We start from the raw sequence: 21,372 nt of genomic DNA, 5'->3' as shown, positions 1-21,372 counted from the left end.
ACGGTAAAAAAGGCGCGGCAGTATAACGCGCAGCCGTCGGGGCGGACAGTCGCCGACGGTCGACCTGGGGCGCCGGTCGCCCTCTAGAGGGGCCCGCGACCTGGGTCCGCAAGAGGCTGGCAAGCTTGTCTCAATAGAGCCTAGGCATTCCAGCGGCGCGCGGGTAGAGTGGCGGCTAGATGCCAGTATGGGGCGCCACCCGTGAGCCTAATCAGCCAGAGGGTCACTCAGCGAACGTTACAAAGCCTGCTGCTGAAACGTTTCGGCATGGCGGTGGCGAGCTATGCCTTGAGCGCACTGCTGTGTTGGGTGGCGATGTTCAATGGGCTGTTCCATGCCTCGCCGACCAGCACCCTGTTGCTCACCCTGCTGGCCGCCGTCAGCCAGCTGGTGTTCCTCGGACTGTTCCTCTCCAAGCTGAATCTGCGCTGCGTCGACCCCAGTCTGACCGAGCCCCAGGTGCTGGTGGCCCTGGCATGGGTGACGGTGTTGCTGGCGCTGTTCGGCGAAGGGCGCGGCAGCATGCTGGTGATCTATGTGCTGGTTCTGCTGTTCGGCGTGTTCCAGTTGCCGCCCAGGGTGTTCGCCCGCTGCGCGCTGTTCGCCTTCTTCGGCTTTGCCGGGCTGAACCTCTACGAGGCCTATCACTTCCAGCTGGACAATCCCGGTGTGGCGATCTTTCAGGTCAGCGTCTTGGCTGCCGTGCTGGTCTGGTTGAGCCTGTTCGCCAGCTACGCCCAGGCCATGCGCCAACGCATGCGCCAGCGCCGTTATGCCTTGCAGGCGCACCAGGACACCTTGCGCGGCATGATGCATCAGTTGGAAGAGTTGGCCGCCACCGACGAGCTGACCGGGCTGTGCAACCGCCGGCATTTTCTGCGTCTGGCCGGCCATGAGTTGCAAGGTTTGTGCGGTGGCCGCCAGCACGGGCTGGCCTTGCTCGATCTGGATCACTTCAAACGGATCAACGATGTGCACGGGCATGCCGCCGGTGACCGTGTGCTGCAGACCTTCGCCGCGGTAGCGCGGGCCTGCCTGCGCGATGGCGATGTGATCGCCCGCTATGGCGGCGAAGAATTCGTGCTGCTGCTGCCCAACACCGAGGCCGATCAGTTCACCGCCTGCTGCGAGCGCCTGCGCGAGGCCTTCAGCCGCGCCGAGCCGCTGGGGGTGAAGGTGGAGAGCCTGAGCGTGTCCATCGGCATGACCCTGCTGAGTAAAAATGACGACCTGGACGAGGCGCTGCAGCGCGCCGACCAGGCGCTGTACCAGGCCAAGCGTGACGGGCGTAACCGTTGCGCGGCGACCTGGGAGGATGTCGATGCCTGAGCTGCGGGTCGGGGAGCAGTGTCTGCAGGTCGAGGTCGCCAGCAATCTCTTGGATGCCCTGCACGGCGGCGGGATTGCCGTGCCTTACAGCTGCCGGGCCGGCAGTTGCCATGCCTGCCTGGTGCGTTGCGTGCGCGGCGAACCGCTGGATGACCAGCCCGAAGCCCTCGACTATGCCCGGCGTGAGCAAGGCTGGCGGCTGGCCTGCCAGTGCCGGATTGTCGATGACCTGGAGGTCGAGGTGTTCGACCCGGCCCGCGATGGCCGCCCCGCACGCGTCGTCGCCAGTGCTTGGCTCAGCCCCAGCGTGTTGCGCCTGCGCCTGGCCCCGGAGCAGCCGCTGCGCTACAGCGCCGGCCAGCACCTGGTGCTGTGGACCGGCACGGGCATTGCCCGGCCCTATTCCCTGGCCAGCCTGCCGGGGGAAGACCCCTGGCTGGAGTTCCACCTGGATTGCCGCCACAGCGGCGCCTTCAGCGATGCCGCGCGCCAACTCAAAGCTGGGGATGGGTTGCGCCTCGGCGACCTGCGCAGCGGCGCCCTGCATTACGACCCGGGCTGGCAGCAGCGCCCGCTCTGGCTGCTGGCCGCCGGCACCGGTCTGGCGCCGCTGTACGGGGTGTTGCGCGAGGCGCTGCGCCAGGATCACCAAGGCCTTATCCGGGTTATTCACCTGGCTCATGAGTCCAGCGAGCATTACCTGGCGGACGACTTGCGGGCGCTGGCCCGCAGCCACGCCCAGGTGCAGCTCGAGCTGCTCACGGCGGCCGAGTTGCCAGCGGCTTTGGCCGAACTGCGCCTTGTCTCGCGGCAAACCCTGGCCTTACTCTGCGGCCACCCCAAGAGTGTCGAAGCCTTCGCGCGCCGCCTGTATCTGGCCGGTTTGCCGCGTAACCAGGTATTCGCCGATGTATTTTTGCCGCACGCTAGCTGAGCCTGGCGGGGCGGCCCTGCGAGGATAAGTGATGAGCGAGCATCTGCTGGTTGAGCGCGAACAGGGGCTGCTGTGCCTGCGCATGAACCGTCCGGACAAGAAGAATGCCCTGACCCGCGCCATGTACAGCGGCATGGCCGAGGTGCTGCGCCAGGCCGATCAAGACAGGAGCGTGCGCGCCGTACTGATCAGCGGCAGCGAGCAGTGCTTTACCAGCGGTAATGATGTGGCCGACTTTATCCAGGCGCCGCCCAGCGGGCTGGGCAGTGAAGTGTTCCAGTTTATGCTGGCGCTGTTCGAGTTCAGCAAGCCGGTGGTGGCGGCGGTCAGCGGCCCGGCGGTGGGCATCGGCACCACAATGTTGCTGCACTGCGACCTGGTTTACGTGAGCCGCACTGCGACCCTGAAGATGCCCTTCGTTAATCTTGGCCTGTGCCCCGAATACGGCTCCAGCCTGATCCTGCCACGCCTGCTCGGTCATTCGCGGGCGGCCGAGTTGCTGCTGCTCGGCGAGAGTTTCACCGGCGAGCAGGCCGCCAACTGGGGTATCGCCAATCAGGCTCTGGACGACGGCGCCGCGACCCTGGCCAAGGCCCGCGAAATGGCTTTGCGCTTCCAGCAACTGGCGCCTGCGGCGGTGGCCGACAGCAAACGCCTGATGCGTGCGCCGGGGCGCGAGGAGTTGCGCCGGGTGATAGAGGAGGAAGGCGCGCTGTTCGGCCAGCGCCTGCGTTCGCCGGAAGCCATCGAAGCGCTGACCGCCTTTATGCAGCGGCGCACGCCGGACTTCTCCAAGTTTGCCTGATGCTCCTGGCCCCGGATTGTATTCGGCTACGGATTTTCCAGGCTGTGTAGGTTGGCGCTGAGCCTGCGAAGCCCAACGAGGAGCGCGCAGCGCTCCGCTCGGCGGCCTGACTTGTGGCCCTCGAACGCCGTGTTGGGCTTCGCGCAGCTCAGCCCAACACGGCCATGTGCACGGCAACAAAAAGGCCGCTCGATTGAGCGGCCTTTTGCATGGCGCAGCAGCTGTTACACCAGCGCTTCACCCACATGCAGCAGCTTCATGGTGTTGGTGCCGCCGATGGTATGGTAGCTGTCGCCCTTGGTCAGGATCACCCAGTCGCCGGTCTGCACCACGCCGCGCTTGAGCAGTTCGTCCACCGCCGCCTGGCTGACTTCGCTCGGCTGAAGTGCCGCCGGATCGAAGGGCACGGGGTAGACGCCGCGGAACAGGGCCGCGCGGGCCTGGGTGGCGCGGTGCGGGGAGAAGGCGAAGATCGGCACCGAGGAGCGGATGCGCGACATGATCAGCGGGGTGTAGCCGCTTTCGGTCAGGGCGATGATGGCTTTGACGCCGGGGAAGTGGTTGGCGGTGTACATGGCGGCCAGGGCGATGCTTTCATCGCAGCGCTCGAACTCGGTGCCCATGCGATGGCTGGAGGTTTTGCTGGTCGGGTGCTTTTCCGCGCCCAGGCAAATCCGCGCCATGGCCTGCACCGCTTCCAGCGGGTAGGCACCGGCGGCGCTTTCCGCCGAGAGCATCACCGCATCGGTGTAGTCGAGCACGGCGTTGGCTACGTCTGAGACTTCGGCGCGGGTCGGCATGGGGTTTTGGATCATCGACTCCATCATCTGGGTCGCGGTGATCACCGCCTTGTTCTGCCGACGCGCGTGCAGAATGATCTTCTTCTGGATGCCGCAGAGTTCGGCATCGCCGATTTCCACGCCCAGATCGCCACGGGCCACCATCACCGCATCGCTGGCGCGGATCAGACCGTCCAGGGTCTCATCGTCGGCTACCGCTTCGGCGCGTTCGATCTTGGCCACCAGCCAGGCCGTGCCGCCGGCTTCGTCACGCAGCTTGCGCGCATAGTGCATGTCCGCGGCGTCGCGGGGGAAGGACACGGCCAGGTAATCCAGCTCCATCTCGGCGGCCAGCTTGATGTCGGCCTTGTCTTTCTCGGTCAGCGCCGGGGCGGTCAGGCCGCCACCGCGGCGGTTGATGCCCTTGTGATCGGACAGCGGGCCGCCAATAAGCACTTCGCAGTGCAGGGCGTCGGCAGTCGCGGTTTCCACGCGCATCACCACGCGGCCATCGTCGAGCAGCAGTTCGTCGCCGACACCGCAGTCTTTCACCAGGTCCGGGTAGTCGATGCCGACTATGTCCTGGGTGCCGGCGGTCAGCGAATGGCTGGTGGAGAAGGTGAAACGGTCGCCGACTTTCAGCTCGATGCGCTTATTGGCGAATTTGGCGATGCGGATCTTCGGCCCCTGCAGGTCGCCGAGCAGGGCGACGTGGCGGCCATGCTTGGCGGCCAGCTCGCGCACCAGCTTGGCGCGGGCTTTGTGCTCGTCGGGCGAGCCGTGGGAGAAGTTCAGGCGGGCGACATCCAGGCCCGCGATGATCAGCTGCTCGAGAACTTCGGGGGAGTTGCTGGCTGGGCCGAGGGTGGCGACGATTTTGCTGCGGCGAAAGGTCATGCACTGACTCCTGAATTGCGACTGTGCACGAGGCTACTATGCCGCAACCCTGTAGTCATTGTTCCTCTGCACTACCTATACGGCTGTCCTTCAACCCGGCGTTTGCGGGCGTTTAATCAGGCTCGGGCGGGCGCCTTATAGCGTGCCGCGATTGAGCGCCTGATCCAGATGGCGGGCGGCCTTAGCCTTCAGCTCGCTTTGCGGATACTCCGCCAACAACCGGCGCAGATAGTCGATGGCCTGGTCGCGATTGGCGTTGCGGTTATCGCTGGCCAGGTGCATCAAACCGAGCTGATACAGGGCCTTCTGCTTGATCTCGGCGGCAATGCCGCTGTCGCTAAGCGCCAGCAGATACAACTCCTCGGCCTCGCCGACGCGGTTCTTTAGCACGGCGCGGCGCGACAGCAGGGTCATATCTGGATCGAGGCTGGGCTTGTACAGATCGAACTGCTGATTGGGCTGCCAGTGGGCGAGCAGCTCGCGCGAGGTTTTGTGCAGGGGCTTATTGGCGCGTGCGCGGATCAGCGCGATGCGCGCCTCGGCGCGTGCGGCGGCGCGGCTGGCGGGGAACTGGTTAAGCACCTGGTAGAAATAGTTCAGCGCCTGGTTGTCGTCGCGCTGCTCGTTGAAGCGGTTCATATACAGCAGACCGATCTGGTACAGGGCGATGGCGCGCACCTCGCTGCTGAGTTTGGCGTCGTGGTAGCCGCTCAGGTACAGCCGCTCGGCCTGCTCGCTCTTGGCGTCGCGGATGGCCTGGGCGCTGTAGGTCAGCAGGTCGCCCTCATCCTCGATGGCGGCGAGCATGCGGTTGTTCTTCAGGGTCTTGTATTCGACCACTTCGTTGGTGGTGATCTGGGCGATAAATAGCGGGGTGGTGGGGGAGCAGGCGCTGAGCAGGCTGGCGCAGAGCAGAGGCAACAGGATACGGGCGGACGACATGACAACTCCTGGGCGTTAGGGTCTGTTTCCGTTTCATTCGCGGTCGCGCCGGAGCCTGTTTTTGCGCGAGGCAAGGCCCGAGGAGCGCGGTTTGGTTGTTCCAAATAAGCGACGAGAAACGCCGCATCGCGCAAAAACAGGCCCGGCCCTTCGGGTTGTGCGGGAAATGGCCCCCGCTGTTGTTGCAGGACTTGGCAAGGGAATAACCATTACCTGCGTCCTGCGCCTAACCGGGGGCCATTTCTCGCAGCAACGCGCCTCGCGATGAAGCGGGAACAGACCCTCGGCCATGGAGTGGCAGTCTAGCCAGGCGCACGAGGCCAGGCCAAGGGCGCTCGGCCATTACCCATCGGAGGATATGGCTGCAGATTTTTCCAGGGCAGTCGATACACTGCACATTGGAAGGAGGGCTTTATGCGAATACTTGTGCTTTTACTGCTGACGTTGAGTGTGGTCGGCTGTAACCGTTTCTCGTTCGATCACCATTTGAACAGCGCCTACCAGGCCTATGATCGCGGTGAGTGCGAGGCGGCCATGCTGTCGCTGTCCAAGGCCGAGCGAACCAGCCGCTCGCGTCGCTATATGCAGCCGGAGATCTCCCTGTTGCGCGGCCAGTGTCTGGAGCGTCAGGCGTTGTTCGTCGATGCCATGCAGACCTACCAATTTATCGTCACCACTTACCCGGCCAGCGAATATGCCTACCGCGCTCGCGCGCGTATGGACACCTTGCGTCAGCTAGGGCATGACGGCAGTTCGGCAGCGGTCAAGGTTTCCCCGGCCGTCCCTTGACCGTTGGTCGTCGAATGTCCAGGCTCTGTGGGCGGAGCATTAAGCTTGGGGTTTTAAGGGAGGGAATCCATGCGTCTGTTGTTTTGCCTGTTGTTAGTGCCAGGGTTGGCCACCGCTGAAATCTATCGCTGGACCGATGCCAGTGGTCAGGTGCACTTCGATCAACGGCCCGCTGCGTCTGGGGCCGAGCAGGTCGAGGTGAGGCCGCAGGTGGTCGAACGGGATCAGTTGACCCGGGAGCGCGAAGAGCGCACCAGTCGTTTCTACCAGGCGCGCCGCGAGGAGCAGGCCCAGGCTATGGCAGCTGCCGCACAGCAGCAGGCCGAGCGCGAAACCGAATGCCGCAAGCTGCGCAGCATGCTGGCGGACATCGCCGAAGGGCCGACCTATTACCAGCCCGCGGCGGATGGTCAGCGTAAGTATTACAGTGATGAAGAGCTCGATACCGCTCGTCGTCAGTTACGCGACCGGGTGTCCGAACGCTGTTCCTGAAATCTGGTTTAAGCGCAGTAGTCGGACCATACTCAATGGCCACTTATAGCGATTTGCCACTATGCATATGCAAGTCCAGCGCCGCATCGAACGCCATCAGTTGCCTTACTACCTGAAGGTGTTCAACCGCATCACCGACAAGCCGATGGGCTATATCGGCAATGTGTCATTGGATGGCTTGCTGTTGGTCAGCCAGTTGCCGATGCTGGTTGGTGCGCGCTTCGACATGCGCCTGAAAATCCCCGGGCTGAATGAGCAGCACTTCATCGACTTTTCCGCCACCTGCCAGTGGTGCCGTGAGGATGTCACCCCGGGCTGTTACGACTCGGGCTTCGCGCTGGTCGCGCCGCCGGCCGACTATGTGGAAATGGTCGATGCCCTGCGCCATTACTTCAGCTTCTACCCGATGGCCGCCTCAGCCTGATTCTGGCCGCCCATAAAAAATTGTCTGGAACAATTTTTAACGTCGCGCAGCGACGGCCCGAAGGGTGGCCGCCATGGATGGCAGGCCATAAAAAACCGCCCCGAGAGGCGGTTTTTTTCTTGTAGAGCCTGCGCTTAGGCGCTGACGGGCTGCTCCAAGGGTTCCAGTTGCAGCAGTGCATCCGAGCGCGCCTGCACCTCGCGATAACGCTCGGCGTCGCTGGCGAGCACCTTGCCCATGGCGGGGAATATTTCGTTCAGCTTGCTGCTCCACTGCGCAGATTTAGCCTGCTCGGGGAAGCAGCGCTGGATCAGGTCGAGCATGATCGATACCGTCACCGAAGCGCCTGGCGAGGCCCCGAGCAGGGCGGCGATGGAGCCATCGGCGGCGGCGACCAGTTCGGTACCGAACTGCAAAATGCCGCCGTGCTTGGGGTCTTTCTTGATGATCTGCACGCGCTGACCGGCCATCTCCAGGCGCCAGTCCTCGGCTTTCGCCTCAGGGTAGAAGCCGCGCAGGGTCTGCAGGCGCTGTTCTTCGGACTGCAGCACTTCCTTGACCAGGTAGCGGGTCAGGTCGAAGTTGTCGCGGGCCACCGCCAGCATCGGCCCGATATTGTTCGGCCGAACCGACAGTGGCAGGTCGAGGAAGGAGCCATGGCGCAGGAACTTGGTCGAGAAGCCGGCGTAAGGCCCGAACAACAGGGACGTCTTGCCGTCGACCATACGGGTATCCAGATGCGGTACCGACATGGGGGGCGAGCCCACTTCGGCCTGGCTGTAAACCTTGGCCTGGTGTTGTTTGACCACTTCGGGGTTGTCGCAGCGCAGCCACTGGCCACTCACCGGGAAACCGCCGAAGCCTTTGCCTTCCGGGATACCGGACATTTGCAGCAGCGGCAGGGCCGCGCCGCCGGCGCCGAGGAAGACGAACTTGCTCTGAACTTCGCGGATGCTGCCGTTCTGCAGGTTCTTGATGCTGACGCGCCAGCCCTGCGTATTGCGCTTGAGGCCGATGACCTTCTGGCTGCAGGTGACCTTGGCGTCCGCTTGTTGGCCCAGGTGGTCGAGCAGGTGTTTGGTCAGGGTGCCGAAGTTGACGTCGGTACCGGCCAGCACGCGTGTGGCGGCGATCGGCTCATGCGGGTCGCGGCCCGGCATCATCAGCGGCATCCACTTGGCCATGGTGGCGCGGTCTTCGGTGTATTCCATCTCGGCGAAGGCGTGGTGCGCGGTCAGCGCCTTGAAGCGCTTCTTCAGGTAGTCGATACCTTCCTGGCCGCGCACGAAACTCAGGTGCGGCACCGGGTTGATAAAGGACTTGGGCGAACCGAAGCGGCCTTTCTCCACCAGATAGGCCCAGAACTGCTTGGACTCTTCGAACTGGGTGTTGATGGTCACCGACTTCTTGATGTCGATCGAACCGTCGGCCGACTCAGGGGTGTAATTCAGCTCACACAGGCCGGCATGGCCGGTGCCCGCATTGTTCCACGGGTTGGAGCTTTCTATGGCTCCGGACTCCATCAGCTCGATCACTTCCAGCTTGATGCTGGGGTCGAGTTCTTTCAGCAGTACGGCCAAGGTCGCACTCATGATGCCGGCTCCGACCAGCACCACATCCATCGTTTCGTAATCGTTCTGCGCCATTACCACTTCTCCGCAAACCAGCACTCAATAGACGTTAGGTAGCCTGTGCGTGAAACACAGTCGCTCGGTAGTCGCCGAAATAATCTGGATTAAAGGAAAAATGGCCCTGGGTGCAGATGCCAGCCGCAAGATCGTTCATGTTCGCCACACTCTTGTGAAGTTCTTAAAACCTTTTTCACGCTCTTTTGGAGCAGTGAGCCTCAATAAGCACGTCTGCGAGGGGCAGCCTTTTCACCGGCGTAAAGCCACCATTGCCAGTTGCAAGGCGTTCTACGTGATGGGTGAAAGCGGCAGCCGGAAGGCAGCGCGAAGTGGGCGACTCTCTGGGGCGTGGCCGATGAATGATGCATCAGCGCTACGGCAAGGCCCGATCAGGAGGCGTCCTTATAATCGGGGCGAGATTATAAGGGCAAAGCAGGAAAATTGATCGCTTGGCGTGACTTTTCTTCTTCCGTCGGTCAGGCCGCCAGCGCCTTGCCGGTTTGCGCGTGCGCCGTGACTTGGGCGACTCGCGCGCTGGCCGGCAGCGGGTGCTGCAGCCAGCTCGGGTTTATCTGCGCCACCTCGACCCAGCCTGCACCTAGTGGCGCCTTGGCTGACTGACGTAGCGCGCGGCACAGGCCGTGGTTGTCCAGCAGGGCAAAGGAGCGCAGGGGGCGAGCTGGAGCCAGCAGGGCACGCAGTGAAAACATGGCGGATGACTCAGGGGGCGGATGACTAAAGTCTTATGCCATGGCGCCATGACAGGCCTGTGACGGGAACCCACGGCCCGCTTAAAAGTCTTACCTCAACAGCGCCCGCTAGGCAGTGCTGTCAGGCCTAGTAAGCGCTGGTTATACTGCGCGGCACTTTCGCCCCCTTTTTATTTGGAGAGATGAGCATGCTGCATCGTCTGCTGTTTGGCCTGATGGCTGTCGCCAGCCTGACTCTGGTCGGCTGCGCCCACAGCCCGCAACAACTCAGCCCGCAACCGAAGATCAATAGCCCGTTGACGGCTGTTGGTCAGGGCCAGCCTGTGGTGGTTCGCGTGGCTGACGGCCGTCCATCGCCGGTGCTGGGCACCCGGGGTGGCCTCTATCCGGAAACCAGTGCGATCAGCGTGACCGGCCAGGACATCCTGCCCAAGCTGCAGGCCCAGGCTGAAGCGGCGGTACGTTTGCTCGGCTTTACCCCGACCCCGGGTGCCTACAATGCGCCGCAGTTGACCCTGACTCTGGCGGAGCTGAAATACCAGTCGCCAAAAGAAGGGCTGTACGTGACCGAAGCCAACATCACCGCGACTTTCCGCGCCGATGTGCAGAACAGCAGCCGGCGTTACAGTGGTCGCTACGGTTCCTCGCTGAACCAGCGTTTCGGCATGGCACCGAACCAGGAAACCAACACCAAGCTGATCAGCGATGTGCTGAGCGATGCGCTGACCCGCGCGTTCAAGGACCCGACCATCGGGCAAATGCTGGCGCAGTAAATTTGTCTCCCGCCAGAATAGAAAAAGCCCGGATTATTCCGGGCTTTTTGCATCTGGGCACTGTACTGGGCCTGCCTGTCGCGGCTGCCTGACCCAGGCCGTTGGCGGGGTTTATGCCGCCTCGTGGTAGAGCTCCGGCGGGCTGAAGCCCGTCAGTTCATCTACCTCTGGCAGGGCATAGTGTTCATGCCCGCCCAAGGCGCAATACACCAGCCAGTTATGGTCTTGCACGTTGAAGGACAGCTCATCTATCACTGCCTCCACGTCGTCGAGCGAGTCGATCAGATAGTCGCGATCCTGGGGTTGAGCATGCAGCATCTTGGAGTTCCTCCGTGGAATGTTATGGCCTGTTCCCGCAAGCCATGGGGCTTGGGTCATGCTCGCGGGGACAAGTGTTCAACCATAGACCATGGATATGACAGTGTTTAGACCGCTTGGTCATATCTACTGCAATTCGTCGGAAACGAAACCTGGCAACAGCTGGCTTAGGTAGACTCCGCGGCCGTATTCACCCTGTCCGTTCCAGCAGCGCGCAGGGCCGTTATTGTCGCCGCGGCGCTCGCCGCATGCAGTCAGGGGTTGAGGTCGATAATGTCTGTGCAAGCGCTGTGGTCGCTCTTTCTGGCCTACCCTGGGCAGCTGCTCAATGGTTTGGCGCTGTTCTTCGCAATGGCCGGTGCCTGGCTGCTGCTGGCGACCCGGATGCGCGAGCAGCGCGCGGTGGCCCGTTTGCTGGCCAGCAGCGAGATGGAAGAGTTGGCCGAACCAACCTATGTGATCGATGAGCCGACTGCGCGCTTGAATCGCTTCTTCTATCGCTTCGGTTATACCTGCTTGGTTGTGGCGTTGACGGTATCCTGGGCCAGCACGCAGCTCTAAAGACGTTATCCCGAACCAATAAAAACGGCAGCCCTAGAGCTGCCGTTTTTTATGCTGCTGGCCAGCTACAGTGGCAGGCCCGCCTTGATCCGGTACTGGTTACGCACCGGATTGGCGTATTGCAGGATCAGGTAAGGCTGCTGCTCGGCCGGGCAGTTGCCCAGGCGCTTGTGCCATTCGCTTTGCGCCGCCGCCAGTTCGGCGGCGGGGAAGAGTTCGGCGGCAGCGGGCACGGCCAGCTCAGGGTCGCGCTCGCTCCACATGGCGTAGGCCAGGTAGTGCACGGGGAATAGTCGGTAACCGCTGAGAATCTGCCGATCCATCTCGGCCGCCAGCTGTTTGCTGTCTTCCAAGCCCTGAGCGACAGGTGCGCTGAAGTGTATATGCACGCGGCCTTTATAGCCGGTGATGCCGAGGGCGATGCTCTGGTCATCCTCGCCGGGTGCCTTGGTGTAGCTGCCGCTGCTGGCGCGGATAAACAGCTCGCGGGCCTTGGCCTGGTCGCAGGGGTCGTACTCGTAGCTGATCGATACCGGCGTCATGTGCAGAGACCCTATGACGTCGGCGAAGGGCTCGTTCTTGCGGCTCATATGAAACATCTTGAGGATCGCCGAGTCGGTGCGGTCGTCGCCGTCCTTGGCGCGGCCTTCGGCCTGGGCGATCCAGATCGACTCGCAGTCCGTGCGGATCGAGTGATTGATATAGGCCGAGAGCAACTGGTAGGCCGCCAGTTTCTCACGCCGGCCGGCGATCGAGCGGTGCACGATAAAGCTCTTGTTCAGGCGCATCAGGTCGCTGACGAAGGGCTTCTGCAGCAGGTTGTCGCCAATCGCAATGCGCGGCGTCGGCAGGCCGGCGTGATACACCGCGTAGTTGACGAAGGCCGGGTCCATGACGATGTCACGGTGGTTGGCGAGAAACAGGTAGGCATTGCCGGCCTGCAGGCGTTCGATACCGGAATAGGTCACGCCGTCCGTCGCGCGCTCTATGGTGCGGTCGACATAGGCCTCGATTTTTTCCTGCAGCGCCGCCACCGAGCGAATGTCGCGGAACTCAAGACGCAGGCGATAGGCTATAAGTGGTTTAAGCAACCAACCCAACGGGGCCGCCAGGCGTGGAAAGCGGAACTGGGTGAGGATGTCGAGAAACGCCTCGTCCGCCAGCAAGCGCGCCAGCACGGCAGGGACTTCGGTGTCGGCGTAAGGTCGGATGGCATCGAATTCGCCCATCATGCTCTCTTGTTGTGGTTGGCTGTGGGAGCGCTCCGGTGGATGGAGCCAGCTATAGACCGGCGATTATACGCCCAAGTCACACGGAGGCCGCGATGCTGGAAAGTCAGGACTACCAATGCCCCTACTGCGGCGAGCAGGTTGCAGCCGTGCTGGATCTGTCGGCGGGTGACCAGGAGTACATCGAGGATTGCCCGGTGTGCTGCCGGCCAATCATCTTTACGCTGCAAACCGATGGCCGTGACTGGACGCTGGATGTGCGCGGGGAGAATGACTGATGCAGCGAGTGTATGAGCCACAAGACCAGATGGAAGGTGAGTTGCTGCTAAGCATGTTGGCCAGCGAGGGCATCGAGGCCTACCTGACCGGGCAGCACCTGTCCGGCGCCGTGGGTGAGTTGCCGGCCTGCGGTCTGCTCGGGGTGCTGGTCGAGGATGCTCAGGCGCACCAGGCACAACGGCTGATCGCCGCGTACAATGCCGCGCAACCGCTACCCGGCGATGAGCCGGAGAGTTTTCTCGGCGAACTGCTGTGCTAGATCAACTTCTACTGGTTGATTGAAGTTGCGGGCAGCCCCCGACCGTTATCGAGTTTCCCCATGTGTGGACGTTTTGCCCTGTTCCGTTGGACGCCCGCGTTCGCGGCTATTCCCGGTTTTCCTGCTGACCAGTTGCCGCACTGGAGCATTTCGCCCAATTCCCAAGTACTGCTGCTGCGTAGCATCGCTGGCGAGCGGCAGCTGACCCGCGCGCGTTGGGGCTTGACCCCGCCCTGGCTGACCGACTTGTCGAAGACCCCGGCGCAGGCGCGGGCGGAAACCCTGGCCGAACAGCCGATGTTTCGCGAGGCGTTCCGCCTGCGCCGGGGTTTGTTGCCGGCCAACGGCTTTTACGAGTGGCGCGGTGCGGCGCGCAAGCGCCCCTACTGGCTGACCGGCGAGGGCACGCCGCTGTATTTCGCCGCGCTGTGGGAAGCCTATCCGGTTGAGGGGTGCGTCTACCTGAGCGCGGCTGTGGTGACCCAGGCCGCCGCCAGTCAGCGCCGCCCTTTGCTCCTCGATGCGGCGGGGCAGGAGGCCTGGCTGGCGGCCGATACGCCATTGGCGGAACTGCAGGCTCTGTTGGCGAGTCCGCAGCCCGCGCTGCGTGAACGGGTGCTGGCCAATCTGGTCAACGATCCCAAGCTGGATGGGCCGGAGTGCCTGACCCCGGCCTAGGTCGATGCGGCGTTAAGGCAGCGTTATGCCGCATAAATAAACAGGGCGGACTGTCTGTGGCAGTCCGCCCTTTTGTTACGCGACTAGCTAGACCTTGAACTGATTGATCAGGCGCCGTTGCTGCTCGGCCAGTTTGGTCAGCTCGGCGCTGGCCTGGCTGGCTTCATCGGCGCCGCCGGCCACCTCGTTGGCCACCTGGCCGATATTGGTGACGTTGCGGTTGATGTCTTCGGCCACCGCGCTCTGTTCCTCGGCGGCGCTGGCGATCTGGGTGTTCATGTCGTTGATCACCGACACCGCCTGGGTAATCGACTCGAGGGCATGGGCCGCCTGGTTGGCCTGCTGCACGCTGATCTCGGTCTTGTCCTGGCTGTCTTCCATGACCCTCACCACCTCACGGGTGCCGTGCTGCAACTGCTGGATCATGCTCTGGATTTCTTCGGTGGCCTGCTGAGTCTTCTGCGCCAGGTTGCGCACCTCATCGGCCACCACGGCAAAGCCGCGACCCTGTTCGCCGGCGCGCGCCGCCTCGATCGCGGCGTTGAGCGCGAGCAGGTTGGTCTGTTCGGCAATGCCGCGAATCGCCACCAGAATGGCATTGATGTTCTCGCTGTCCTTGGCCAGGGTTTGCACCACGCCGACGGCGCGGCTGATTTCCTGGGCCAGGGCGGCAATCGCATCGGCGGTCTGCTGCACCGTCTTCCGGCCCTGGTTGGCGGCCTGGTCGGCGTGATTGGCGGCTTCGGCGGCATGGGTGGCGTTGCGCGCCACGTCTTGTGCGGTGGCGGTCATTTCATGCACGGCAGTGGCGACCAGTTCGATCTCGGACAGCTGTTTCTGCACGCCCTGGTTGGTGCGAATGGCGATATCGGCGGTGTGCTCGGAGGAGTCGCTGACCTTCTGCACCGAGCTGACCACCTGGGTGATCATGCTCTGCAACTTGCCCAGAAAGGTATTGAAGCCCTTGGCGATATCCCCCAGCTCGTCGCTGCGGTCGACCTCCAGGCGGCGGGTCAGGTCGCCGTCGCCCTGGGCGATATCCTCGAGCATCACGACCATCTGCCGGAGCGGGCGGGCGATACCGTAACCGACGAACCAGATCACCAGCAGGCCGACACCGGCCACCAGCAGACCTACCAGGGTCATGCCCAGGGTATCTTCCTGGGCTTGCTCGGTGAGGCCGGCCTGGAGTTCTTTCAGGTCAGCAAACACCGCACTGGTCGGCAGCACTATGGCCAGGGTCCAGCGGGTCGAGGTGCCGGCGACCTGGAACGGCAGCAGCAACTGGAGCAGCTGGTGTTCCTCGTCGAGCTTGTTGATCGGCTGGTCGTTGCTGCTTCGCTTGAGCTGGTCCAGCAGTTCAGCATCGAGGGCTTTGCTGGCCGGTTGGCCGATCAGGCTGGCGTCCTGGGTCGCCGCAATCAGGGTGCCATTGGCGGCGATCAGGGCCAGCTCGCCGGCGCCATCGTACAGCTCGCCCTTGGCGGTGTTCAGCAGTCCCTGGATAAAGTCCAGGGCCAGGTCGTTGCCGGTGATGCCACGGAACTGGCCGTTGACCATGATCGGGGCGTTGAAGGAGGCGACCAGCACCTGCTTGCCACCGAACTCGAATGAAGCGGGGTCGATCACGCAGGGGTTGCCGGTTTCCTTGGGGCACAGGTAGTACTCGCCGGTTCGGACTCCGGTGGGTTGGACTTCCTGGCTTTCCATCTGCTCCACGGTCAGGGGCTCGAGCTTCAGCCTATCGCCGTCTCGATACCACCAGGGCATAAAGCGGCCGCTCTGGTCGTAACCATTTTCCTTCTGCCCGGCGTAGAGGTCATCGTCCTGATCGAAGGCGTTGGCCTCCCAGCCGATATAGATGTCGAGCAGTTCCGGGTTGGCCTTGAGGTAGTCGCCGACCAGTGCGGTCAATTCCTCGCGACTGAGGCTGAGGCTGGACGTGCCGTCGTTGCTAGTGCCCATTCGGCTATTCAGGGTGGCCAGGGCTTTTGCCACCCTCATGGGGTGTTCGAATTGGCGCTGCAATTGGCCTACCTGGGCTTCGGCCAGGGCCACCAGACGCTGATCTATCACGTCTTTCAGCAGGCTCTGGGTGCGTTCTTGCACCAGGGTCTGGGTGCGCGATCCGGCAAACAGGGCGTAGAGCACCAGCGCCACGACCACCGCAAGGATGCTGGCCCCCGCCATGGTGACTACGGAAAACTGGATCGACTTGAATCGCATGGGGACTCCTCAACGGTATGGTTGCGCCTGTCCCTGGCTTATCGGCAGCTTGGCGATAAAGCATTAGCACACTATGCAACTAGCAAAGAAGGCTAAGGGTCATAGTGCAAGGAGTGCTGGTTGTTTTGCTGTGAAGCTCGGCCTAGCATACGTGCCCTGTTGTGATGGAGGACTGACATGAATACCCCATTTCGCCTGACCGGTCTGGCGCTCTGCTGCCTGCTGACGGCCTGCCAGGCGGTGAATACCACCAGCGGCGGCGCAGTGGGCGTCGAGCGCAAGCAGTACATGTTCAGCATGCTCTCGACCCAAGAGGTCAATCAGATGTATGCGCAGTCCTACCAGCAGACCTTGGGCGAAGCGTCCAGCAAGGGTGTGCTGGATAACAGCAGTGCCAATGCCAAGCGCCTGCGAGTGATCGCCGGCCGCTTGATCAAGCAGGCGCCGCTGTTCCGCCCCGACTCCGCGCAGTGGCAGTGGGAGGTCAACCTGATCAAGAGTCCCGAGCTGAATGCCAACTGCGGCCCCGGCGGCAAGATCATTTTCTACACGGGCATCATCGACCAGCTGCAGCTGAGCGACGATGAGATCGCCGCGATCATGGGCCACGAAATGGCCCATGCCCTGCGCGAGCACAGCCGTGAGGCAATGTCCCGGGCTTATGGCGTGGCCTTGGCCAAGCAGGGTGCCGGTGCATTGCTCGGCCTGGGTGAGGGTGGCATGGCCCTGGCCGATGCCGTGGCGCAGTACAGCCTGACCCTGCCGAACAGTCGCGGCAATGAGAACGAGGCCGACCTGCTGGGCTTGGAGCTGGCCGCGCGCGGCGGCTACAACCCCAATGCGGCGGTCAGCCTGTGGCAGAAGATGGCCCGGGCCGGTGGCGGGGCGCCGCCGGAATTTATGAGCACCCACCCCTCGTCGAGCAGCCGGATTGCGGCTTTGCAGGCCGCCATTCCGAAAGTGCTGCCGCTATACGAGCAGGCCCGTTAAGCCGGCAGAGACGACAAAGCCCCCGAATCGGGGGCTTTCTTATTAGGGGTGGGCTGTCGCCTCGGGTTCCGTGCCTAAGGCAAGGCCTTGGCGGCGAAGGGTTGTGTGGCGAGGCCCAGTTGCGAGCGGAAGCTTTCCATATCGAATATGGTGCAGATTTCCTGAATCTCGTTGGCCGGGGTCAGGCTCCAGAAGGCCATGGCCGAAATACTGAGGATCTTGTCGCTCGGCGGGTAGCCCAGCGCCGGCTTCTGGATGGTGCCGATCAGGGTGCTCCAGGTGACCACCTTGTAGTCTTCGGCGATGCATTCCTCTATCACCACCTGCAGGTCCGGCATGGCATGGCGAACGTCCTGCACCATCTGGGCAAACGCCAGGCTGCTCAGGGGGTGGCCGACAAAGGAACTCTTATAGAGGAAGTCCTTGCTGTGCAGCTGTTCGGCCAGGGCCGTGCGGCCTTTGTTCCAAGACAGGTCGATATGCTGGCGCACCAGTTTTTTTCGATCATCCAGCGACATGTTTGTCTCCCTGGGAGTTGTCTAGGTGAGCAGGATTTAGCGCACTTTAGCAGTCGTAGGGGCACAAGCCTATTGGCCGAAACGCCGGTGAGTCGGCGTCCTTTCAAGCGCCGAGTCTAAAGGCCTGATAGCCGGCATAGAGCGCCAGGGCCAGAAAGGCGCAGGCCGCGCTGCGGCGAATCAGCGTCAGTGGCAAGCGTTCGGCGGCAAGATTGCCGGCCAGCACCACCGGCACGTTGGCCAGCAGCATGCCCAGCGTGGTGCCTATGACCACCAGGAGCAAGTAGGGATATTGCGCGGCCAGCATGACGGTGGCGACCTGGGTCTTGTCGCCCATCTCGGCGATAAAGAAGGCGATCAGGGTGGTGATAAAAGGCCCATAGCGCTTGAGACTGGAGCTTTCGTCGTCATCCAGCTGGTCCGGGATCAGGGTCCAGAGCGCTACCGCGACAAAGCTGGCGGTGAGAATCCAGCCGAGGCTGGCGGCGGAAAAGCAACCGGCCACCCAGTTGCCCAGGGCACCTGCGGCCCAGTGATTGGCCAAGGTGGCGACCACTATGCCGCCGATGATCGGCCAGGGCCGGCGAAAGCGCGCGGCCAACAGCAAGGCAAGCAATTGCGTCTTATCGCCGATTTCGGCCAAGGCGACTATCAGGGTCGGGATAAACAGGGATTCGAGCATCGGATTTCCTAAAGGGCGGGTCGACATGGCTATGACACGTACAGCCTTCCGCCCCGGGTAAGGTGTGCGTGTCATAGGTCTGGTCAAACCGCAGGCCACATTTATATGTGGGCCTTGGGTCGCACGCGCCATGCTCGGTTGAGCAAGTATGTTGACGCGTGCCGGGCGAGCTGGCGCTCGCGGGAGACTACTCCCCTAGGACGGGCGCATTCTGCCCGCTAGGGGAGCGTTGGGCAAGTCAGCGCTTCGCCGCCCGGTAGATGCGGAATCCCTTGGCTTCGGTCAGGGTCTGGCAGGGGCCGAGGTGCTGCTCGATCAATGGCGGGTATTTGAGAAAGCTGTTGGCCACCAGGCGCAGCTCGCCCTTGGCCTTCAGGTGCCTGGCGGCCTGGCGCAGCAGCTGCTCCGTGGCCTGGTAGTGGGTGTGCACGCCCTGATGGAAGGGCGGGTTGCTGAGAATGGCGCTGAGCTCGAATGGCGCGGCATCTATACCATCGCCGCAGATCACCTCAGCCTGCAAGCCGTTGGCGGCCAGGGTCAGGCGGCTGCTGGCGACGGCAAAGGCATCGACATCCAGCAGGCTCACCCGGCAGTCCGGATAGCGGCGCTTGAGCGCCGCGCCGAGAACCCCGGCGCCACAGCCGAAGTCCAGTAAGTGGCCGGTGGGCAGCTGTTCGAGGTGCTCCAGCAGCAGGGCGCTGCCGATATCCAGGCGGCCATGGCTAAAGACGCCGGGCAGGCTGACCACTGCCAGTGGTCCGTCGCTTAGCTGCAGTTGATAATGCTGCGCCAGGCTTTCCAGGTGCGGCGCCGGCGGCGCTTGCTCCACGCGTACCTGCCACAGCTGGCAATGGCGTGCGCTGTCGAGTTTGCGCGCCTGGCCGAAAGCCGCCAGTTGCTTGGCGGCGCGCTCGATGCCGGCGCGTTTTTCGCCGACCAGAAACAACTCGCGCCCGGCCAGGCGTGCCGCCAGGACGCCCAGCAGGTAATCGGTCAGTTCGCGGGATTTCGACAGGAATACCACGGCGGCACTGCAGTCGCTCTCAGGCGGGCTGACGCCGAACTGGCAGCGCCCGGCAAAGCGGGCTGCGAGCAGGGCGTGTTCGCCGGCATGCCAGCTCCAGCCCTGGGCCTCGGGAAGCTGGCCGAGCAGGTCATCGGCCGGCAAGCCGGCGAGCAGCAGTGGGCCGCTGAACAGTTCGGCTTGGCGCAGCAGTACTTCGCTTCGCGGGTCCATAAGCGTTCCTTGAAAAAAGTCGCGTAGCTTAGCCGACAACGCGCACGGGCGCGCCGTTGAAAAAGGCCTGAGCGTTCTCGCTCAGCTGGCCGACTATGCGTTGCCGCGCCTCGCGGCTGCCCCAGGCGCTGTGCGGGGTAATGATCAGGCGCGGGATATCGGCGGCGAGCAGCGGGTTGCCCGCTGTCGGCGGCTCCTGGGTCAGTACGTCGCTGGCCGCGCCGCCCAGATGGCCGCTGCGCAGGGCGTCGGCCAGGGCCTGCTCGTTGACCAGACCGCCACGGGCGGTATTGACCAGAAAGGCGCCGGGTTTCATCAGGTGCAGTTCGCGAGCGTCGATCAGGTTCAGGGTGTCGCTGTTCAGCGGGCAGTGCAGGCTCAGGGCGTCGACCTGCGGAAGCAGTTTATCCAGTGGCAGGCGGTCTGCCCGCGGCGGGCGCCCCGGCAGTTGGCCGAGCAATACGCGCATGCCGAAGGCTTCGGCCAGCTTGGCCACCGCGCTGCCGAGTTCGCCATGGCCGAGCAGGCCGAGGGTCTTGCCGTGCAACTCGACTATGGGGTGGTCGAGCAGGCAGAACTGCTGGGCTTGCTGCCAGCGGCCGGCGCGTACGTCCCGCTGATAGTCGGGCAGGCGGGTGGCCAGGGCGAGCAGCAGCATCAATGTGTGCTGGGCCACCGAGGGGGTGCCGTAGCCCTGGCAGTTGCTCACGACGACACCATGGGCGCGGGCGGCTGCCAGGTCGATGGGGTTGGTGCCGGTGGCGGCGACCAGCAGCAGTTTCAGCTCGGGGCAGGCGGCAAAGACCTCGGCGTCCAGCGGCACCTTGTTGCTGATCGCGACCTGGGCGCCTTGCAGGCGTTCGATGACCTGCGCCTGCGTGGTCTGCGGGTAGAGTTGCAGCTCGGCAAAGCACTGCTGGAGGGGTGTCAGGTCGAGGTCGCCCAGATCGAGGGAGCTGTGATCGAGAAATACCGCGCGGGGACTGTTGCTCATCAGCTGTATCTTTCCTGCGAGTCTGGGCGGGGGGTAAGCTGGCGAGCCTAGCAGAAAGATTTCCACGTCGCGGAGCCGCTTATGTACTGGACTGAGTTTTTAACTGTGGCGCTGATTCACTTGCTCGCGGTGGCCAGCCCGGGCCCGGACTTTGCGATAGTGGTGCGCGAGAGCGTGGGTTTCGGTCGGCGTGCCGGTATCTTCAGCGCGCTGGGCGTGGGCTGCGGGATCTTTATCCATGTGGCCTATTCGCTGCTCGGTATCGGCCTGATCGTTTCGCAATCGATTGTCCTGTTCAATGCCCTGAAATGGCTGGCGGCGGCCTACCTGCTGTATATCGGGATCAAGGCGCTGCGCGCCAAACCGGCGGATCCGGCCAGCGCCGAACTCGGCCTGGTGGCCGGTGCGCGTTCGCCGCGCGCGGCCTTTACCGCGGGTTTTATCACCAATGGTCTGAACCCCAAGGCCACTCTGTTCTTCCTCTCGTTGTTCACGGTGGTGATCAATCCGCACACGCCGTTGCCGGTGCAGGCGGGCTATGGCCTGTACCTGGCGCTGGCGACCGCGCTGTGGTTCTGCCTGGTGGCGCAGGTGTTCAGCCAGCAGCGGGTGCGCGCCGGTTTCGCGCGCATGGGGCACTGGTTCGATCGTCTGATGGGGGCAGTGCTGGTGGGCTTGGGCGTCAAATTGGCGTTCAGCGAATTGCGCTGAGCCAGGCGCTAAAACAACAACGCCCCGCGAATGCGGGGCGTTTTTTATGGCTATGTCCCAATTATGTGTTGCATGGTTCGCCCCATCGCTTCCTGGATGCAGTAATCCGGCTGAATACGCTGTTGGTAACGTTCAAGCATGCGCCGCCAGCCCAGATAATTCGGCAGGTAGCGGGTGGCGACACCATG

General features: G+C 63.2%; 25 protein-coding genes, 2 pseudogenes and 1 riboswitch. Of the genes and pseudogenes, 14 read left to right on the top strand and 13 right to left on the bottom strand.

The genetic code is table 11. From position 1 onward, the window contains the following. Positions 1 to 267 precede the first annotated feature (267 nt). The 3 genes from Q8Q83_RS19925 to Q8Q83_RS19915 are packed head-to-tail and all read left to right on the top strand — an operon-like array spanning position 268 to position 3,068. A complete protein-coding gene (locus tag Q8Q83_RS19925; protein ID WP_371132444.1) occupies positions 268 to 1,329 on the top strand; it encodes a GGDEF domain-containing protein in 1,062 nt (353 codons plus the stop codon). After that, positions 1,322 to 2,263 carry an iron-sulfur-binding ferredoxin reductase gene (locus Q8Q83_RS19920; protein ID WP_305625865.1) on the top strand — a complete coding sequence of 314 codons (942 nt, stop codon included), beginning with the start codon at positions 1,322 to 1,324 and terminating at the stop codon, positions 2,261 to 2,263. Before Q8Q83_RS19925 ends, Q8Q83_RS19920 begins: the two co-directional genes overlap by 8 nt. 31 nt (positions 2,264 to 2,294) lie before the next feature. Continuing rightward, positions 2,295 to 3,068, top strand: a complete 774-nt coding sequence (locus Q8Q83_RS19915) for an enoyl-CoA hydratase (protein ID WP_305625864.1) — start codon at positions 2,295 to 2,297, stop codon at positions 3,066 to 3,068. A gap of 224 nt (positions 3,069 to 3,292) precedes the next feature. On the opposite strand, the gene pyk is transcribed toward Q8Q83_RS19915, so the two are convergent. Together pyk and Q8Q83_RS19905 are read right to left on the bottom strand one after the other, a co-directional pair. After that, on the bottom strand, positions 3,293 to 4,744 hold the full coding sequence (gene pyk, locus Q8Q83_RS19910) for a pyruvate kinase (RefSeq protein WP_305625863.1): 1,452 nt from the start codon (positions 4,742 to 4,744) through the stop codon (positions 3,293 to 3,295). Positions 4,745 to 4,879: 135 nt separating this feature from the next. Further along, on the bottom strand, positions 4,880 to 5,686 hold the full coding sequence (locus tag Q8Q83_RS19905) for a tetratricopeptide repeat protein (RefSeq protein ID WP_305625862.1): 807 nt from the start codon (positions 5,684 to 5,686) through the stop codon (positions 4,880 to 4,882). 414 nt (positions 5,687 to 6,100) lie between these two features. Between Q8Q83_RS19905 and Q8Q83_RS19900 the strand changes: the two genes are divergently transcribed. From Q8Q83_RS19900 to Q8Q83_RS19890, 3 genes are all read left to right on the top strand, one after another. After that, positions 6,101 to 6,475: a tol-pal system YbgF family protein gene (locus tag Q8Q83_RS19900; RefSeq protein ID WP_305625861.1), complete on the top strand. Its 375-nt coding sequence runs from the start codon at positions 6,101 to 6,103 to the stop codon at positions 6,473 to 6,475. A 69-nt stretch (positions 6,476 to 6,544) separates the two neighbouring features. Next, positions 6,545 to 6,967, top strand: coding sequence for a DUF4124 domain-containing protein (locus Q8Q83_RS19895; protein ID WP_305625860.1), 423 nt, complete (start codon positions 6,545 to 6,547; stop codon positions 6,965 to 6,967). Positions 6,968 to 7,034: 67 nt separating this feature from the next. After that, the gene (locus Q8Q83_RS19890; RefSeq protein ID WP_305625887.1) at positions 7,035 to 7,391 is read left to right on the top strand and encodes a PilZ domain-containing protein; all 357 of its coding nucleotides are present in this window, start codon (positions 7,035 to 7,037) and stop codon (positions 7,389 to 7,391) included. A gap of 134 nt (positions 7,392 to 7,525) precedes the next feature. On the opposite strand, the gene mqo is transcribed toward Q8Q83_RS19890, so the two are convergent. Beyond that, entirely contained in the window at positions 7,526 to 9,037 is a 1,512-nt protein-coding gene (gene mqo / locus Q8Q83_RS19885; RefSeq protein WP_305625859.1) for a malate dehydrogenase (quinone), read from the bottom strand. A gap of 49 nt (positions 9,038 to 9,086) precedes the next feature. Between mqo and Q8Q83_RS19880 the strand changes: the two genes are divergently transcribed. Then, positions 9,087 to 9,464 (top strand): hypothetical protein, encoded by a 378-nt coding sequence (locus tag Q8Q83_RS19880; RefSeq protein ID WP_305625858.1) that lies wholly within the window; start codon positions 9,087 to 9,089, stop codon positions 9,462 to 9,464. 31 nt (positions 9,465 to 9,495) lie between these two features. On the opposite strand, the gene Q8Q83_RS19875 is transcribed toward Q8Q83_RS19880, so the two are convergent. After that, on the bottom strand, positions 9,496 to 9,729 hold the full coding sequence (locus tag Q8Q83_RS19875; RefSeq protein ID WP_305625857.1) for a hypothetical protein: 234 nt from the start codon (positions 9,727 to 9,729) through the stop codon (positions 9,496 to 9,498). Between the two features lie 188 nt (positions 9,730 to 9,917). Between Q8Q83_RS19875 and Q8Q83_RS19870 the strand changes: the two genes are divergently transcribed. After that, positions 9,918 to 10,502 carry a YajG family lipoprotein gene (locus Q8Q83_RS19870; RefSeq protein WP_305625856.1) on the top strand — a complete coding sequence of 195 codons (585 nt, stop codon included), beginning with the start codon at positions 9,918 to 9,920 and terminating at the stop codon, positions 10,500 to 10,502. 111 nt (positions 10,503 to 10,613) lie between these two features. Here the strand turns inward: Q8Q83_RS19870 and Q8Q83_RS19865 are convergent, their stop codons facing one another. Further along, a complete protein-coding gene (locus Q8Q83_RS19865; protein WP_305625855.1) occupies positions 10,614 to 10,820 on the bottom strand; it encodes a hypothetical protein in 207 nt (68 codons plus the stop codon). 273 nt (positions 10,821 to 11,093) lie between these two features. Here Q8Q83_RS19865 and Q8Q83_RS19860 point away from each other — a divergent pair, with 273 nt between their 5' ends. Next, on the top strand, positions 11,094 to 11,381 hold the full coding sequence (locus Q8Q83_RS19860) for a hypothetical protein (RefSeq protein ID WP_305625854.1): 288 nt from the start codon (positions 11,094 to 11,096) through the stop codon (positions 11,379 to 11,381). 65 nt (positions 11,382 to 11,446) lie between these two features. Here the strand turns inward: Q8Q83_RS19860 and Q8Q83_RS19855 are convergent, their stop codons facing one another. Next, the gene (locus Q8Q83_RS19855; RefSeq protein WP_305625853.1) at positions 11,447 to 12,613 is read right to left on the bottom strand and encodes a 1-acyl-sn-glycerol-3-phosphate acyltransferase; all 1,167 of its coding nucleotides are present in this window, start codon (positions 12,611 to 12,613) and stop codon (positions 11,447 to 11,449) included. Between the two features lie 92 nt (positions 12,614 to 12,705). Here Q8Q83_RS19855 and Q8Q83_RS19850 point away from each other — a divergent pair, with 92 nt between their 5' ends. The 3 genes from Q8Q83_RS19850 to Q8Q83_RS19840 are packed head-to-tail and all read left to right on the top strand — an operon-like array spanning position 12,706 to position 13,826. Further along, the gene (locus tag Q8Q83_RS19850; RefSeq protein WP_305625852.1) at positions 12,706 to 12,888 is read left to right on the top strand and encodes a CPXCG motif-containing cysteine-rich protein; all 183 of its coding nucleotides are present in this window, start codon (positions 12,706 to 12,708) and stop codon (positions 12,886 to 12,888) included. Continuing rightward, on the top strand, positions 12,888 to 13,148 hold the full coding sequence (locus Q8Q83_RS19845; RefSeq protein WP_305625851.1) for a putative signal transducing protein: 261 nt from the start codon (positions 12,888 to 12,890) through the stop codon (positions 13,146 to 13,148). Before Q8Q83_RS19850 ends, Q8Q83_RS19845 begins: the two co-directional genes overlap by 1 nt. Positions 13,149 to 13,208: 60 nt before the next feature. Further along, positions 13,209 to 13,826 (top strand): SOS response-associated peptidase, encoded by a 618-nt coding sequence (locus Q8Q83_RS19840; RefSeq protein WP_305625850.1) that lies wholly within the window; start codon positions 13,209 to 13,211, stop codon positions 13,824 to 13,826. Between the two features lie 87 nt (positions 13,827 to 13,913). Here the strand turns inward: Q8Q83_RS19840 and Q8Q83_RS20315 are convergent, their stop codons facing one another. Beyond that, complete coding sequence (locus Q8Q83_RS20315) at positions 13,914 to 14,756, bottom strand: methyl-accepting chemotaxis protein (RefSeq protein ID WP_371132443.1); 843 nt, start codon at positions 14,754 to 14,756, stop codon at positions 13,914 to 13,916. Between the two features lie 15 nt (positions 14,757 to 14,771). Next, positions 14,772 to 14,972, bottom strand: a pseudogene (locus Q8Q83_RS20310) (HAMP domain-containing protein); the annotation flags it as partial. Positions 14,973 to 16,229: 1,257 nt separating this feature from the next. Here Q8Q83_RS20310 and Q8Q83_RS19830 point away from each other — a divergent pair. Continuing rightward, positions 16,230 to 17,042, top strand: a complete 813-nt coding sequence (locus Q8Q83_RS19830; RefSeq protein WP_305625848.1) for a M48 family metallopeptidase — start codon at positions 16,230 to 16,232, stop codon at positions 17,040 to 17,042. A gap of 74 nt (positions 17,043 to 17,116) precedes the next feature. On the opposite strand, the gene Q8Q83_RS19825 is transcribed toward Q8Q83_RS19830, so the two are convergent. The 4 genes from Q8Q83_RS19825 to Q8Q83_RS19810 form a co-directional block, all read right to left on the bottom strand. After that, complete coding sequence (locus Q8Q83_RS19825) at positions 17,117 to 17,560, bottom strand: ketosteroid isomerase-related protein (protein WP_305625847.1); 444 nt, start codon at positions 17,558 to 17,560, stop codon at positions 17,117 to 17,119. A gap of 103 nt (positions 17,561 to 17,663) precedes the next feature. After that, positions 17,664 to 18,242 (bottom strand): TMEM165/GDT1 family protein, encoded by a 579-nt coding sequence (locus tag Q8Q83_RS19820; protein WP_305625846.1) that lies wholly within the window; start codon positions 18,240 to 18,242, stop codon positions 17,664 to 17,666. Between the two features lie 73 nt (positions 18,243 to 18,315). Continuing rightward, positions 18,316 to 18,450: riboswitch (yybP-ykoY riboswitch) on the bottom strand. A gap of 30 nt (positions 18,451 to 18,480) precedes the next feature. Continuing rightward, positions 18,481 to 19,479, bottom strand: coding sequence for a class I SAM-dependent methyltransferase (locus tag Q8Q83_RS19815; protein ID WP_305625845.1), 999 nt, complete (start codon positions 19,477 to 19,479; stop codon positions 18,481 to 18,483). A gap of 28 nt (positions 19,480 to 19,507) precedes the next feature. Beyond that, positions 19,508 to 20,473, bottom strand: a complete 966-nt coding sequence (locus tag Q8Q83_RS19810) for a 2-hydroxyacid dehydrogenase (protein WP_305625844.1) — start codon at positions 20,471 to 20,473, stop codon at positions 19,508 to 19,510. Positions 20,474 to 20,554: 81 nt separating this feature from the next. Here Q8Q83_RS19810 and Q8Q83_RS19805 point away from each other — a divergent pair, with 81 nt between their 5' ends. Next, positions 20,555 to 21,184 (top strand): LysE family transporter, encoded by a 630-nt coding sequence (locus tag Q8Q83_RS19805; protein ID WP_305625843.1) that lies wholly within the window; start codon positions 20,555 to 20,557, stop codon positions 21,182 to 21,184. 50 nt (positions 21,185 to 21,234) lie between these two features. Here the strand turns inward: Q8Q83_RS19805 and Q8Q83_RS19800 are convergent. Then, positions 21,235 to 21,372, bottom strand: a pseudogene (locus Q8Q83_RS19800) (IS1595 family transposase); the annotation flags it as partial.

This window comes from Pseudomonas sp. (genome assembly GCF_030696055.1).
GTDB lineage: Bacteria > Pseudomonadota > Gammaproteobacteria > Pseudomonadales > Pseudomonadaceae > Aquipseudomonas.
This window is presented reverse-complemented; position numbering and strand designations above follow the sequence as displayed.